Source organism: Rhodococcoides kroppenstedtii (assembly GCF_900111805.1).
Classification (GTDB): Bacteria; Actinomycetota; Actinomycetes; order Mycobacteriales; family Mycobacteriaceae; genus Rhodococcoides; species Rhodococcoides kroppenstedtii.
In genome coordinates this window covers 126,487-140,960 of record NZ_FOJN01000001.1, presented here as the reverse complement: position 1 = coordinate 140,960, position 14,474 = coordinate 126,487, and the positions used below count along the sequence as shown (strand labels likewise).

Genomic DNA, 14,474 nt, shown 5'->3' with positions numbered 1-14,474 from the left:
GTCAGCCGGCGTCGTTCGGGCGTCGCGACGTGCGCAGCGACGGGTTCCGCGACACGTAGGCCATGCCGCCGACGATTGCGGCGACACCGACGGTCACCCCGAAGACGATGCCCGCCCAGCCGGCGAAACTGCGCGTGTTCGGATCCGAGTACCGCACCTCGGCGCGCAGCGTGCTGCGTTCACCGGCCGGCAGGGCCCAGGAAACCACGTTGTCACCCTCGCGGGCGCCGTTGGTGGTGGTCACCCGCGCCGGGAAGGCGATGGTGAACTGGACGTCGCTGCCGTCGGCGGGCACGGTGCCCAGATCCACCTGGCCGGACAGGGCGACCAGGTCGCCGGAGCGGGTCAGCGTCAGCTGGAACAGCCCGCTGGCCTGGTCGGACAGTCCGCCGAGCTGCTGCACGTCGCCGAACGTCAGATCGCTGAACAGTGCCTCGCTGCCCACGTATCCGTCGGAGGAATACGGCTGGACGCGAATCTTCCCGGACAGGCTGTCGGGCACGTCGAGACCCGGCCCGGTGTCACCCTCCGCGGACGGAATCACCGCCACCACGATGCGCCCCGAGACGCGGTCGTCGGAGGACACGCCCATGGACACCTGGGCGCGCAGACACCCGGACAGCAGGACGGCGGCGAGCGCGAGCACGGTCACGACGGCGAGGCGGCGCGTCGTCCGACGACGATCGGGATGGCGGGAGCGAGGTTCGGCTGGCGTGACCACAGCGGTCATGGTGCCAGCCGACCGGCCGCCGTCAGTGCACGGGTCGATCGACACGCGGACGGGTCGCCGCGGCGTCGCGCCGGCGTACCGCCAGCAGGAAGGGCACGCCGACGACACCCATGGCGACCAGGCCGTACAGGGCGGACCAGCCGAGGTCTGGGAGAAACACGGCGTGGGCCACGGCGGACCCGAGCCAGGTCCACAGGAAGAGCGCGAGCGGAACCGAGCGCGAGACATCGGGCCGCTCGGACCGTGAGCGCCCGAGCAGCTCCATGGCCACCGCCATGCAGAAGGCGACGAGCAACCATCCGACGTAGTTGGTCCAGGGGATACCGGGCAGTCCCGGCAGCCCGGAGAAGGCGCTGCACCAGGTCCACTGGCCGTCGGCGACCATCTGCGGGTCGAGGTAGAGGTCCCAGCCGACCACGCCGACCGTCGTCAGGCCGATGCGCGTCGCCGCGCCGGCCCGAGCGCGCTCGGTGATCACCGTGGCCGCCGTCCACACCGGATACAGGCCCGCTGTCCAGGCGAACGGCACCACCACCGGGACCCGGGCGATCGAGGGTCCGATCCGATCCTGCGCGTAGGAGTAGCACCCGAACGGCATGCCCGTGCGCGTGCCGACGATCTCGGCGATCAGACCGATGCCGGCCGTGATCACCACCATCGCGACGGCCCATCCGCCGCCGCGGGACCGGGTGGCGTGCGCGACGCACGCCGCGGCGAGGAGGGCCACCACGGCGAACGTGATGGTGTCCTTCACCGAGCCCGACGCGAGCGGGTAGGCGATCTGGGCCAGGACGGCCGCCACCGCGAAGCCGAGGGCCACCGGCGGGGTCCGCAACGCGGTGGTCACCTCACCGGCCCACCATCGCGCCGAGGCGGGAGGCGAGGCGTCGCACGGGCGATCCGCCCCGGTCGGCCAGGGCCAGGCGCGCCGCGCTGCGGCCGGACGCCCCGGACACACCGCCACCCGGGTGGGTCGAGGCGCCGGTGAGGAAGAAGGACGGCGCGCCCGGCACGGTCATGCCCGCCAGCGCGGGCATCGGCCGCCACATCATCATCTGGTGCAGCGACATCTCCACGTGCATGACGTTGCCGCCGATCAGTCCGAGTTCCTGTTCGAGGTCCCAGGGCGACTGCGTGTGGCGGCGCAGGACGGAGTCGGCGAAACCGGGGGCGTAGCGATCCACCTCGGCGACGATGCGGTCGCCCTCGAGCTCGGCGACCTCGGGCGATCCGCCGCGCCACGAGCGTCCGTCGGCCAGGCGGTAGGGGTGCCACTGGGACCACAGGGAGACCTGGTGCTCGCCGGGTGCGGCGATCGAGGGATCCACCGCGCTGAAGCTCATGGCCAGCACGACCGGTGCGGGGGGCAGGTCACCGGCCGACGCGGCACCGTGGGCCCGACGCAGCTGGGCGCGGTCGTGCACCAGCAGCTGCAACCCGTGCGAGGAGTCCGCGACGTCGGTGTTCGGGTACTGCGGCAGGGCGGACGTCGACGCCCGGACCACCATGCCGATACCCGGGCCCACGTCGATCTGCCGTCGCCACGACGCGGTGGTCGCCGTGTCGAATCCGCCGGCGTCGAGCAGGTCCAGGGTGGTCAGGACGTGGCACCCGGCGATCACGGTGCGGGCCCGGACCTCCTCGCCGCTCGCGGTGCGCACCGACCATCCCTCGCCTCGTCGACTCACCGAGGTGACGGCGTCGCCGAGGGTGACGGTGCCGCCGTCGGCCTCGATCTTGGTCGCGAGGGCGACGGAGAGTGCGCCACTGCCGCCGACCGCGCGACCGGGCGGGGTGGTGTGCATCAGTGTGTTGAACGCGACCATCGGGGCCGTGCCCGGTTCGGACATCGGCGGACCGGACTGCGCCCCGAACCAGGCGAGAGCGGCCTTGAGTCGCTCGCTGTCGAACCACCGGTCGAGCAGCGCGTCGCCGGAGGCGAGGAACTCGCGCGAGAGCGCCGCCGGGCCGTCCTTGGCGTCCATCCCCCAGAACGAGGAGAAGAACGCACGCCCGGTGGGCGGCGCGCCGAACGAGCGCATGACCCGGGCGCTGCGCGGGCCCCACACCGTGACGAAGCGCCGGTACGCGTCCGCGTCCCGACGTCCGCAGGCCGCCTCGATCGACGCACACGTGGCGTCGAGGTCCACCGAGAACACGATGCCCGGCTCGTCCGTGCCGGGAGGTGGGGGAGCGAACGCCCAGGGATCGCAGTCCAGGTAGCGCAGGCCGTGCTCGGCCAGACGCAGTTCCTCGATGATCCCGGTCTGCCGCACCATGATGTGCGCGGACGACCCGCGGTCGACCTTGTGGCCGGGGAAGCGCTCCACGGTGGACGCCGCGCCGCCGACGACGGTGTCCCGCTCGAGCACTCGGACCGACCACCCCGCCTCGGTGAGGTAGGCGGCGGAGACGAGAGCGTTGTGTCCCGATCCGATGACGGCGGCGTCGATCACGTGGTCGGCTCCTCGGTGGTGGTGGTGGGGACGGCGGAGGTGGGGTGTCCGGCCGGACGAGGGTGGTCCGACGGTGACGTGTCCAGGGGTAGTTCGCGGCCGAGGACGGCGAAGGGTCGGGAATCGCCCGCGAATCGGAAGCGGCGCAGCACGTCGGTGAAACCCGCCCGACGGTAGAGACGCCACGCGCGGTTGTCCTCGGCGTGGACCTCGGGAGTGGAGAGCAGCACGCGCTGCTCGCTTCTCCCGGCCAGCAGGGCGTCGAGCAGTCGGCCGCCGATGCCGGCGCCCTGCACACCGGGCGCGACGTGCAGCTCGGTGAGCTCGACGTAGTCCGCGAGAACGAGTTCCGCGCGATCCGGGCTCCACCCGGCTCGGCGCAGCCCGTCGCGGACCTGGCGATGCCACCACTGGCCGTGGTCGCCCCGGTAGCAGTAGGCGATGCCGACGATGCGGTCGCCCTGCAGCGCGCCGACGGCACGCCATCCCGGCCGCAGGATGTGTTCGGACCACATCGGGGCGCGGTGCAGGTCCGTTCCCGGTGGATAGCCCATGGCGTCGACGTACACCGCGAGCGCCTCGGTCAGCCGCGCACGCATCAGTTGCGGGTCGAGGTCGAGCAGAGTGACGTCTCCGCTCCCGGCGGATGCGGGCACGACGGTCACGGTACCCATCCGACGAACCCTGGCGCGTCGGCGTGACGAGCGGTACTGTCGATATCGAACACACGTTCGACGGAACGGGACGGACCCGGCCGGGCGTCGTCAACCCGGCCGTTCGTGTCGGACCTGCGTGATCTTCTTCGCACCGATGGTCGGAGCGGAATGCGCGGCCCCCCGGGCAGTGGTTGGCATGGGTGACGGCACACGCACGGCACCGAGCACACGTCATCGAGCACACAGCATCGAGCACACGAGGAGGTTCCACCCATGGCGACAGGTTTCGCTCCCGGGAGCACCCGCGGCGCTCGCGGCACGGTTCTGCCCTTCGGTGCTCCGGCAGCACCCGTGGCACCGGCGGGTCCGCCGCCGCGCTCGGCGGCGTTGCTGCGGCGGGCGGATGCATTGCTCGCGACTGCGGCGGGTGCACCGACCGCCGCCGATCGCTTCCTCGAGGCGTACGTGGCCGCCTTGCGCGGTGCCGGTGCCCTGCTCGACGCGGTGGACCCGACGCCGAAGCGCGGTACGCCGCGCAGTGCCTGGGTGCGGATGCAGTCGGCGGCGCCGGAGTTCTCGGACTGGGCGGCGTACTTCTCGGCCCACTCGTCGGTTCGAGCGGCGATCGAGGCGGGGTCCGGCGACCGGATGGACTCGGCCGAGGCCGACGAGTTCTTCACCCAGGTCGGACGCTTTCTCCACCGGGTCGAGGACCTGCTGACGGCGTCGTCGGAAGCGGTCCCGCAGTCCGCGTAGGACGAGGCTCCACCACGCCGCCCGATTTTTCCGCATACTGGTGTGGCAGCGAGGTGGTACGCCACCGAATCTGCTCGTATCATCGTCAGCAGGTGGCCGGACCGATCGGCCGCCTCTCACTTCTGGCCGGGAGTGAGATCCCATCCAGTGCCGGGGGAGGTACCGTGCCACTCTCCGAGCACGAGCAGCGCATGCTCGACCAGATCGAGAGCGCTCTCTATGCCGAGGACCCCAAGTTCGCGTCCACCGTGCGCGGCGGACGTATCCGAGCGGCGTCGACTCGCCGCCGCTTCCAAGCCATCGCGTTGTTCGTCGTCGGTCTGGTTCTGCTGATCGCCGGCGTCGCGCTTCCTGTCAAGCCCGGTGGGTTCCCCATCATCAGTTTGGTGGGTTTCGCGGTCATGTTCGGCGCGGGTGTTCTCCTGCTCGTCCGCAAACCCGGCGCGCCCACCGCCGAGGCGGATGCCGACGATGGTGCAGAGCCGTCGGGACCGCCGTCCTCGTCCCGTCGTTCCGGCCCCGCCACGCGCGGCACGTCGGGCCAGCGGGGTGCCAAGCGTCCCGGCTTCTCGGCTCGGATGGAGGAACGTTTCCGACGCCGCTTCGACCAGGGCTGACCGACACGGGTCGGCGTCCGCGCTGACTCCCTGATCTTCACGCCGAATGCGGCGCCTCGTCACGAGGCGCCGCGTTCGGCGTTTTCGTGCGTGCCCGCCGCCGCACCGCATCCCACCGGGGCTCGAGGGTGCGAGTTTTCCCACGGGATCCGGGGCAGATCCGCGGATCCGCAGTGTCGAGGCGGATCGTGTGGCAAAACTCGCGCGGGTGCCGGGCTCGGGGTGCCGGCGCACCTGCGCCGCCCCACGACGCCCCACCGAAGCCGGCGAACGTCGTCCGGGCCCCCACTTTCCTCCACTCGCACACGGGAAAGCGCCTCGAGCTGCGCTGTTCGTCGGCCGAAGCAGCGTCACGGAACCAGGGCCTGCCGTCCGTTCTCGTCGTCACCCACGAGAACTCACCGTGTGCGACCTGGTCTTTCGATGACATGTCACCACTCCGAGGGGGCGAAGTGATTGAAAGTGGGGGAAAGTGGGGTAATGTGGCCCTCAGCGGAGAGAGCAAGCCGCGACGGACGCAAGCGGGAGGTGCCGGGTGTTCCTCGGTACCTACACGCCCAAGCTCGACGACAAGTTCCGGCTCACGTTGCCGGCGAAGTTCCGAGACGAGTTGGCAGGAGGTGTGATGGTGAGCAAAGGGCAGGATCACAGCCTGGCCATCTACCCCCGTGCTGTGTTCGCCGAGCGCGCGGAGCGGTTGGCGGCGGCGTCGCGGTCGAATCCGCGGGCGCGGGCGTACATCCGCAACCTGGCGGCCGGGACGGACGAGCAGCACCCCGACGGACAGGGCCGGATCACCATCGGCCCCGCTCACCGGGAGTACGCGAACCTCTCCAAGGACTGCGTCGTGATCGGCTCGATGGACTATCTCGAACTCTGGGACGCCGCGTCCTGGGACGCCTACTCCCGGGAGCACGAAGAAGATTTCTCGCAAGCAGTGGACGAATCGCTCGAAGGAATGTTGTAGCCGACCGTGGCCGACGCGAGTGCCGCGTGGCCTCTGCCCGAACCGGGCCTTGACGTACTTCCCCGACGCCAAGTACCGGACCAGGACCCTGACGTACTTCCCCGACGCCAGGTGCCTGATCGGACAGGGACCTCGCGCGCATTCGCTCCCCACGGACCGCGAGACCGACCGCAACCGACACGACTGCAGACCACGGCGAGACACGGCGGGAGATCGAGATGGTGGAGCAGCAGGGGTCCCCGTCCCCCTTCTCTCACGTTCCCGTCCGACTCCACCGCGCCGACGAGTTGCTCGGACCGGCCTTCGCCGCCGCGGGTGATCGTGACCCCGTCTACCTCGACGCCACTCTCGGCCTGGGTGGGCACGCCGAACACTTCCTCGAGACCTACCCGCGACTGCGCCTGATCGGCCTCGATCGCGACACCGACGCTCTCGCGATGGCCCGTGAGCGCCTCGCCCCGTTCGGCGATCGGGTGGTTCTCGTCCACACCACCTACGACGGCATCGAGGGTGCGTTGGATCGCGCCGGCCTCGATCACGTCGGCAGCGTCGACGGCATCCTGTTCGACCTCGGTGTGTCGTCCATGCAGCTCGACTCCGCGGATCGAGGCTTCGCCTACTCGGTGGACGCGCCGCTGGACATGCGAATGGACCCGACGACGGGCCGCACCGCCGCCGACATCCTCAACACCGCCACGCACGGCGAGATCGCCCGCATCCTCAGCACCTACGGCGAGGAGCGATTCGCGGGACGGATCGCCTCCGCCATCGTGCGGCGTCGCGACGAGCAGCCGTGGACCACCAGTGGACCGCTCGTGGAGTTGCTGTACGACAGCATCCCCGCCGCCACCCGTCGCACCGGGGGACACCCGGCCAAACGCACGTTCCAGGCGCTTCGAGTCGCGGTCAACGCGGAGCTCGACTCGCTGCACGACGCGATCGCGCCGGCCCTGACCTCCCTGACCGTGGGCGGACGCATCGTCTTCATGTCGTATCAGTCCCTCGAGGATCGCGTGGTCAAGCAGGAACTGACACCGCTGACCCGCTCCACCACCCCCGAGGGCCTGCCGATGGAGCTGCCCGGGAGCGCTCCCGAGTTCCGACTCCTCACCCGCGGTGCCGAGAAGGCTCCGCAGTCCGAGATCGACGACAACCCCCGGGCGGCACCCGTGCGTCTGCGTGCAGCCGAACGTATTTCGAGGAGGACGTCGTGAGTGCACCTGTCGATGTGACGGGAGGGTCCCGGCGTTCGGGCGGCGCGGTCGACCGTGTCGGTTCCCCGTCCGCACCCGCCCGCACCGGCGCGGCCCGGCGTGCCTACGAGAAACGTCAGCGACGCGCCCGCGCCCTGGACGTCGACACGCCGTCGACCGATCGCCGCGCCGTCGCTGCACGAGTCCCGTTCGTCGCAGCCGTCATCGGCCTGCTCGCGATCGGCCTGGCCTGCACTCTGCTGCTCAGCACGCGCGCGGCCGAGGAGTCCTACCGGCTGAGCGACGCGCGCGCGGACAACCAGCGACTGACCGAGCAGGCGGCCGCCTTGCAGCGCGACGTCGAGCTGGCCGCCTCGGCACCCGAACTGGCACGGCGTGCGGCCGAGCTGGGCATGATCCCGACCAAGGACGTCCCCCGCCTGGTGGTGCAACCGGACGGGGTCGTCCAGGTGATCGGCACGCCCGCTCCCGCGGCGGGCCCGCCGGCCCCGGCGTTCTCGGCGCCCGTCGCTTCGCCCGGCCGTGGCGCTGCCGCTCCGACGACGACGCGGTCCGGTACGGGAGCCGCGGCCGCACCCGGCGCGACTCCCGGCGAGGCACTCACGCCGATGGACCGGGGCGCCGCGCCCACCACCACGACCGCACCGGCGACACCGGCAGCGCCGGCCGCGGCAGCGCCCCAGCCCGCAGCGCCCCAGCCGGCAGCGCCGCAGCCCGCAGCGCCCCAGCCGGCGGCGCCGCAGAACCCCGGACCGGTGAACGAACAGCCCGTGCCGGTGGCACCCGCGACCGGAGGCACGCAGTGAACCAGCGACGCGACGAGCCGCCCCTCCGCTCCCGCGGACCGGCCCCTCGGTACCCGGCTCGGTCCGGGCCGCAGTACCCGGGTCGACCGGCCGCGCCGCGCGGACGGGGTCCCTCCCGCCGTGGTGGTGCGAAGACGGAAACGTTCGACTTCCGCTTCCGCTATGGCCGGTTCGCCATGTTCCTGATTCTCGGCATCGCCACGGTGCAGTTGCTGTGGATCCAGGGCATCGACGCGCCCGCGCTGTCGGCGCAGTCGGCCAGTCAGCGGACGACGACCATCGTCGACCCCGCCACGCGCGGATCCATCACGGACCGGGACGGCAAGCCCATCGCGTTCACCATGGAGGCGAAGGCGCTCACCTTTCAGCCGCAGCGAGTGCGTGTCGAGCTCGAGGAAGCGAAGGCGAAGGACCCGTCGGCGCCCGAGCCGGACGATCGCATCGACGCCATCGCGGCCGGGGTCGCCGACGCACTGAGCGGCGTCGTGACCGAGAAGGACCTCATCGCCAAGATGACGGGGAGCTCGAGCTTCGAATACCTCGTGCGCAGTGTCGATCCCGCGGTGGCAGCGTCGATCGCCGAGGAATTCCCCGAGGTCGGTCTGGAACGCCAGGACATCCGCGAGTACCCGGGCGGCGCCCTCGCGGCGAACGTGGTCGGCGCGACGGGGTGGGACGGTCACGGGCTGCTCGGTCTCGAGGACTCGATGGATCCGGTCCTCGCCGGCACGGACGGCTCCCGCACCTACGACCGCGGCAGCGACGGCGCGGTGATCCCCGGAAGCTGGCGTGACCAGCAGCCCGCGATCGACGGCTCCACCGTGGAGCTCACGCTGAACAGCGACATCCAGTACCAGGTGCAGCAGCAGGTGCAGCAGGCGAAGAACCTGTCGGGCGCGAAGAACGCGTCGGCCGTCGTGCTGGACGCGAAGACGGGCCAGGTGCTGGCCATGTCGAACGACGGCACGTTCGACCCGTCGATCGGCGTCGGCAACAACCCCGCCGATGCTCAGATGGGCAACCTCGCCGTGTCGAGTCCGTTCGAGCCCGGCTCGGTGAACAAGATCGTCACCGCCGCGGCGGCCATCGAGGACGGACTGACGCGCCCGGACGAGGTGCTCCAGGTTCCGGGGAGCATCACGATGGCCGGAGCGACCGTGAAGGACGCATGGGATCACGGCGTCGCGCCGTATACCACCACCGGCGTGTTCGGGAAGTCGTCGAACGTCGGCACGTTGATGTTGGCGCAACGGGTGGGGGAGGACCGCTACGCCGACATGCTGCAGAAGTTCGGTCTGGGTCAGCGCACCGAGGTCGGGCTGCCCGGCGAGAGCGCCGGCAGTGTTCCCGCCCGCGACCAGTGGTCGGGCGGCACCTTCGCCAACCTGCCCATCGGACAGGGCCTGTCGATGACGCTGCTGCAGATGACGGGCATGTACCAGGCCATCGCGAACGACGGCCTGCGCATCCCGCCGCGCATCGTCTCCGCGACGGTGGGACGGGACGGAACCCGGACCGAGACTCCGCAGCCGGACGGTGTGCAGGTCGTCAGCCCCGAGACCGCGCGCACGGTGCGTGACATGTTCCGCTCGGTGACCCAGAACGATACGGGCGACCAGCGCGGCACGGGTGTGCAGGCCGGCATCGAGGGCTACCAGGTGAGCGGCAAGACCGGAACCGCTCAGCAGGTCGATCCGAACTGCAAGTGCTATTCGAACTCGAGCTACTGGATCACCTTCGCGGGCATCGCGCCCGCGGACGATCCGCGGTACGTGATCGGAATCATGCTCGACGCGCCCACGCGCAGCGCGGACGGCTCCGGCGGTCAGTCCGCGGCGCCGTTGTTCCACTCCATCGCCTCGTGGATGCTGCAGCGCGACGCCGTGCCGCTGTCCGCGGAGGCGGATCGGCTGGTGTTGCAGGCGGGCTGACCGGACCGGACCGGTCGGGGTGCGCGTCGCACCGCCGGTAATCTGATGCGTCGGCCTTCTCGCCGGAACGGTGCGTTCCGGCGAGTCGGCGCGTCGCGACCCCCGCGTGAACAGCCGTTCCGCCACGACAACCAGGAGCGATCACACCGTGCCCAGCTCGTCCCTCCGCCCGCAGCGGCCCCCGGTCACCCCGATCGGCCGGCTCGCCGACGCGATCGGGGCGACCGTGCACGGTGGCGCGTCGGCGGCGGAGATCTCGGTGACCGGCATCGAGCTGCGGGCACAGGACGTTCTGCCGGGGGACCTGTTCGCGGCTCTGCCGGGTGCGCACAGCCACGGAGCCCGGTTCGCCGCCGACGCCGTGGCCCGCGGCGCGGTCGCGGTGCTCACCGATCCGGAGGGTGCGGATCTCGTCGCGAACTCGGCGGGTGGTTCCGCCGGGGCGCACTCCGACGTCGTGGTGCTGGTGCACCCGCATCCGCGGTCGGTGCTCGGCTCCGTCTCGGCGACGGTCTACGGCGATCCGTCGGCGTCGATGATCGTCGTGGGGATCACCGGCACGTCCGGCAAGACCACGACGTCGTATCTGGTCGAGGCGGCGCTGCGCGCGGGCGGCCGCACCCCGGGCCTGATCGGCACCGTGGAGACCCGGATCGGTGACACCCCCGTGCCCTCGGCGCTGACGACGCCCGAAGCGCCGCATCTTCACGCCATGTTCGCGGCGATGCTCGAGCGGGGGTGCGACAGCGTCGTCATGGAGGTCTCGTCGCACGCGCTGTCGCTCGGCCGCGTCGACGGCACCCGATTCGCCGTCGGAGCCTTCACGAACCTCTCGCAGGATCATCTCGACTTCCACCACACGTTCGAGGACTACTTCGCGGCCAAGGCGCGCCTGTTCGCCGCCGAGTCGGACGTGCACGCGGCCGAGTCGGTGGTCTGCATCGACGACGAATGGGGGCGCCGGATGGCCGACATCGCGGCCGCGTCCGGCCCTGTGACCACCGTGTCCACCGACGGGGAGGCCCGCGGCGCAGCGGCCGTCGCCCGGAACTGGCAGGTACGTGCCGACGGCGCTCAGACCTTCGAGGCCGTCCTGGGTGACCGCGTCGTGTCCGCGACGCTTCGATTGCCGGGTCGCTACAACGTCGCCAACGCCCTCGTCGGTGCCGCCGTGGCCGCGCGCGTCGGGGTCGACCCGCAGGTCGCGGTGGACGCCATGGCCACCGTGGACGTGCCCGGACGCATGCAGCGGGTCGACCGCGGCCAAGCGTTCCTCGCCGTGGTCGACTACGCCCACAAGCCGGCCGCCCTGGAGGTGGCGTTGGCCACCCTGCGTCGGCAGACCACCGGCCGCGTGGCCGTCGTCGTCGGCGCCGGCGGGGACCGCGACACGGAGAAGCGTCCGCTGATGGGTGCCGTCAGCGCCGCGGCGGCCGACCTGGTGGTGATCACCGACGACAACCCGCGGTCCGAGGACCCGGCCGCCATCCGCGCGGCCGTCCGCACCGGCGCGATGGGCGTCGACGACGCCGCCCGCGGGGAGGTCGTCGAGATCTCGCCGCGTGCCGACGCCGTCGCGTACGCGGTGCGGTGGGCGCGTCCGGGTGACGTCGTCCTGGTGGCGGGCAAGGGGCACGAAGTAGGTCAGAAGGTCGGCGACGTCGTGCATCCGTTCGACGATCGTGAGGCGCTGGCTCGAGCCATCGACGAACTCGGGGAGGACGGGACGTCATGAGAGCACTGTCGATCGGGGAGATCGCGGACATCGTCGGAGGGACTCTGCACGACGTGCCGGATCCGGACGTCCGGGTCACGGGCACGGTGGAGTTCGACTCCCGGAAGGTGACCGCGGGCGGAGTGTTCCTCGCCCTGCCGGGTGAGCGGGTCGACGGCCACGATCACGCCGCCGACGCCGTCGCGGCCGGCGCGGTCGTGGTGCTGGCGACGCGGCCGGTGGGTGTCCCCGCCGTCGTCGTCGAGCCGACCCCGCGCCCGGACCTGCCCGCGTACGACCCGACCGGAGCGGGACCCGCCGTGCTGGCGGCGCTCGCCGCGCTGGCGTCCGCGTCGGTGACCGGACTGATCGAGAACGGGCTGACCGTCGTCGGCATCACCGGGTCCTCGGGCAAGACGTCCACCAAGGACCTGATCCGGGCGGTCCTCGAGCGGGCGGGCACCGTGGTGGCCCCGCCGGGCTCGTTCAACAACGAACTCGGCCACCCGTGGACGGTGCTGCGGGCGGACGAGACCACCCGATTCCTCGTTCTGGAGCTCTCGGCGCGCGGGCGCGGGCACATCGCCGAGCTGGCCCGGATCGCGCCGCCGCGCATCGGCGTCGAGCTCAACGTGGGCACCGCGCACCTCGGGGAGTTCGGGTCGCGCGAGAACATCGCGGAGGCCAAGTCCGAGCTGGTCCAGGCCCTGCCTGCCGCCGCCGACGGCGGCGTGGCCGTCCTCAATGCCGACGACCGGCTCGTGGCGGCGATGGCCGAGAAGACCACCGCACGCGTCGTCACCTACGGCCACGGCGGCAGCGCGGACGTGCGCGCGACGGACGTCGTCCTCGACGCGGAAGCGCGCGCGTCGTTCACGCTGCACACGGCGTCCGGGTCCGCCCCGGTCGCCTTGCAGGTGCACGGCGAGCACCAGGTCTCGAACGCCCTGTCGGCCGCGGCCGTCGGACTCGAGTGCGGGATGGCTCTCGACGACATCGCGGCCGCGCTGGGCGACGCCCGCGCCGCGTCGGAGCGGCGCATGGACGTGCGCACCCGCCCGGACGGCGTCACGGTGATCAACGATTCCTACAACGCCAACCCCGATTCGGTGCGCGCCGCCCTCAAGGCCCTGGTCACGATGGCCCGCGCCGATCGCAGCAGCGCGCGGCGCTCCTGGGCGGTGCTCGGGGAGATGGCGGAGCTGGGCGAGGACTCCGTGATCGAACACGACCGGATCGGCCGACTGGCCGTGCGGTTGGCGGTGGACAAGCTGGTGGTCGTGGGGACCGGGCGTCCCTCGCACGGCATGCACCAGGGCGCGGTCATGGAAGGGTCCTGGGGCGACGAATCGGTGCTGGTTCCCGACGCCGACGCGGCGGTCGAGCTGCTGCGCGAGCAGGTGGCGCCGGGTGATCTGGTGTTGGTCAAGGCATCGCAGTCGGTGCGGCTGTGGACCGTCGCGGAGGCGGTCCTCGCGGAGCAGGGGGAGAACCGGTGAGGCAGATTCTGTTCGCGGGAGGCATCGCGCTGGCGGTGGCGATCCTGCTGACGCCGGTTCTCATCAAGGCGTTCTCGCGGCAGGGCTTCGGCCAGGAGATCCGTGTGGAGGGCCCGGCCAGCCACCAGTCCAAGCGCGGCACCCCGACCATGGGCGGCGTCGCGATCCTCGCCGGCCTGTGGGCCGGCTACTGGGGCTCGCACCTGATCGGTATCGCGTACGACGCCGACGGGCCGTCGGTGTCGGCCCTGTTGGTGTTGGGGTTGACCACCGTGCTCGGTGTGGTCGGCTTCCTCGACGACTTCATCAAGATCCGCAAGCAGCGCAACCTGGGCCTGAACAAGACGGCGAAATTGGTGGGTCAGCTGTTCGCAGCCGTCATCTTCGGCATCCTCGCGCTCCAGTTCAACGGCGCGGGAGGACTGACCCCCGGCAGCGTGCAGCTGAGCTACGTCCGGGACATCGCCACGGTGTCCATGGGCGGCATCGTCTTCATCCTGTTCTGCTACCTGCTGGTCAGCGCGTGGTCCAACGCGGTGAACCTCACCGACGGTCTCGACGGTCTCGCGGCGGGCTCGATGACCCTGGTGCTCGGCGCCTACACCGTCATCACGTTCTGGCAGTACCGCCAGTCCTGCACCACCGAGCCGCGGCCGGGCTGCTACGACGTCCGTGACCCGCTCGATCTGGCCCTGATCTGTGCGGCGGCGGCCGGCGCGTGCATCGGCTTCCTCTGGTGGAACGCCGCACCCGCGAAGATCTTCATGGGCGACACCGGATCGCTGGCGCTCGGCGGTCTGCTCGCCGGACTCTCCATCGTCACCCGCACCGAACTGCTCATGGTGGTCATCGGCGCGCTGTTCGTCGCCGAGGCGGCCTCGGTGGTCATCCAGGTGGCGGTCTTCCGATCCAGTCGGCGCCGGGTGTTCCGCATGGCGCCGTTCCACCATCACTTCGAACTCGGGGGATGGGCGGAGACGACGGTCATCATCCGGTTCTGGTTGCTCGCGGCCATCTCGTCGGCGGTGGGTCTGGCGCTGTTCTACAGCGAGTACCTCGCCGCGGTCGGAGACTGATCGTGGCCGGTGCAACCGACCACCGGGCCGGTGAGAACAGTGGGGCGGTCAC

General features: G+C 71.3%; 13 protein-coding genes. 9 read left to right on the top strand and 4 right to left on the bottom strand.

Annotation, left to right across the window (positions count from 1 at the left end; translation table 11 throughout):
* Position 1: 1 nt before the first annotated feature.
* Genes BMZ18_RS00695 through BMZ18_RS00680 form a run of 4 tightly spaced genes read right to left on the bottom strand, consistent with a single transcriptional unit; the run spans position 2 to position 3,860 of the window.
* Entirely contained in the window at positions 2-730 is a 729-nt protein-coding gene (locus BMZ18_RS00695; RefSeq protein WP_371828470.1) for an LppM family (lipo)protein, read from the bottom strand.
* A gap of 22 nt (positions 731-752) precedes the next feature.
* Entirely contained in the window at positions 753-1,577 is an 825-nt protein-coding gene (locus BMZ18_RS00690; RefSeq protein ID WP_244516366.1) for a carotenoid biosynthesis protein, read from the bottom strand.
* Between the two features lies 1 nt (position 1,578).
* Positions 1,579-3,186 carry a phytoene desaturase family protein gene (locus tag BMZ18_RS00685; protein WP_074921664.1) on the bottom strand — a complete coding sequence of 536 codons (1,608 nt, stop codon included), beginning with the start codon at positions 3,184-3,186 and terminating at the stop codon, positions 1,579-1,581.
* The gene (locus BMZ18_RS00680; protein ID WP_074921662.1) at positions 3,183-3,860 is read right to left on the bottom strand and encodes a GNAT family N-acetyltransferase; all 678 of its coding nucleotides are present in this window, start codon (positions 3,858-3,860) and stop codon (positions 3,183-3,185) included. Before BMZ18_RS00680 ends, BMZ18_RS00685 begins: the two co-directional genes overlap by 4 nt.
* 255 nt (positions 3,861-4,115) lie before the next feature.
* Here BMZ18_RS00680 and BMZ18_RS00675 point away from each other — a divergent pair, with 255 nt between their 5' ends.
* From BMZ18_RS00675 to mraY, 9 genes are all read left to right on the top strand, one after another.
* Positions 4,116-4,598, top strand: a complete 483-nt coding sequence (locus tag BMZ18_RS00675; protein ID WP_169817771.1) for an SAV_6107 family HEPN domain-containing protein — start codon at positions 4,116-4,118, stop codon at positions 4,596-4,598.
* Between the two features lie 164 nt (positions 4,599-4,762).
* Positions 4,763-5,215 carry an SCO2097 family morphological protein gene (locus BMZ18_RS00670; RefSeq protein ID WP_068366407.1) on the top strand — a complete coding sequence of 151 codons (453 nt, stop codon included), beginning with the start codon at positions 4,763-4,765 and terminating at the stop codon, positions 5,213-5,215.
* Between the two features lie 535 nt (positions 5,216-5,750).
* Complete coding sequence (gene mraZ, locus BMZ18_RS00665; RefSeq protein ID WP_068366387.1) at positions 5,751-6,182, top strand: division/cell wall cluster transcriptional repressor MraZ; 432 nt, start codon at positions 5,751-5,753, stop codon at positions 6,180-6,182.
* A 218-nt stretch (positions 6,183-6,400) separates the two neighbouring features.
* Entirely contained in the window at positions 6,401-7,396 is a 996-nt protein-coding gene (rsmH, locus tag BMZ18_RS00660; protein ID WP_068366384.1) for a 16S rRNA (cytosine(1402)-N(4))-methyltransferase RsmH, read from the top strand.
* Positions 7,393-8,202, top strand: a complete 810-nt coding sequence (gene ftsL / locus BMZ18_RS00655; RefSeq protein WP_139203704.1) for a cell division protein FtsL — start codon at positions 7,393-7,395, stop codon at positions 8,200-8,202. The genes rsmH and ftsL overlap by 4 nt, the downstream gene beginning before the upstream one ends.
* The gene (locus BMZ18_RS00650) at positions 8,199-10,133 is read left to right on the top strand and encodes a peptidoglycan D,D-transpeptidase FtsI family protein (protein WP_244516365.1); all 1,935 of its coding nucleotides are present in this window, start codon (positions 8,199-8,201) and stop codon (positions 10,131-10,133) included. Before ftsL ends, BMZ18_RS00650 begins: the two co-directional genes overlap by 4 nt.
* A 148-nt stretch (positions 10,134-10,281) precedes the next feature.
* Positions 10,282-11,868 (top strand): UDP-N-acetylmuramoyl-L-alanyl-D-glutamate--2,6-diaminopimelate ligase, encoded by a 1,587-nt coding sequence (locus BMZ18_RS00645; RefSeq protein WP_082895281.1) that lies wholly within the window; start codon positions 10,282-10,284, stop codon positions 11,866-11,868.
* Entirely contained in the window at positions 11,865-13,346 is a 1,482-nt protein-coding gene (locus BMZ18_RS00640) for a UDP-N-acetylmuramoyl-tripeptide--D-alanyl-D-alanine ligase (RefSeq protein ID WP_068366381.1), read from the top strand. The genes BMZ18_RS00645 and BMZ18_RS00640 overlap by 4 nt, the downstream gene beginning before the upstream one ends.
* Entirely contained in the window at positions 13,343-14,422 is a 1,080-nt protein-coding gene (gene mraY / locus BMZ18_RS00635) for a phospho-N-acetylmuramoyl-pentapeptide-transferase (protein WP_068100435.1), read from the top strand. The genes BMZ18_RS00640 and mraY overlap by 4 nt, the downstream gene beginning before the upstream one ends.
* Positions 14,423-14,474 lie beyond the last annotated feature (52 nt).

Bases quoted from the DNA above. Each gene is read 5' to 3' on its own strand.
- BMZ18_RS00680 (WP_074921662.1), bottom strand. From the start codon at position 3,860: ATGGGTACCGTGACCGTCGTGCCCGCATCCGCCGGGAGCGGAGACGTC.
- BMZ18_RS00675 (WP_169817771.1), top strand. From the start codon at position 4,116: ATGGCGACAGGTTTCGCTCCCGGGAGCACCCGCGGCGCTCGCGGCACG.
- BMZ18_RS00695 (WP_371828470.1), bottom strand. From the start codon at position 730: ATGACCGCTGTGGTCACGCCAGCCGAACCTCGCTCCCGCCATCCCGAT.
- rsmH (WP_068366384.1), top strand. From the start codon at position 6,401: ATGGTGGAGCAGCAGGGGTCCCCGTCCCCCTTCTCTCACGTTCCCGTC.
- BMZ18_RS00640 (WP_068366381.1), top strand. From the start codon at position 11,865: ATGAGAGCACTGTCGATCGGGGAGATCGCGGACATCGTCGGAGGGACT.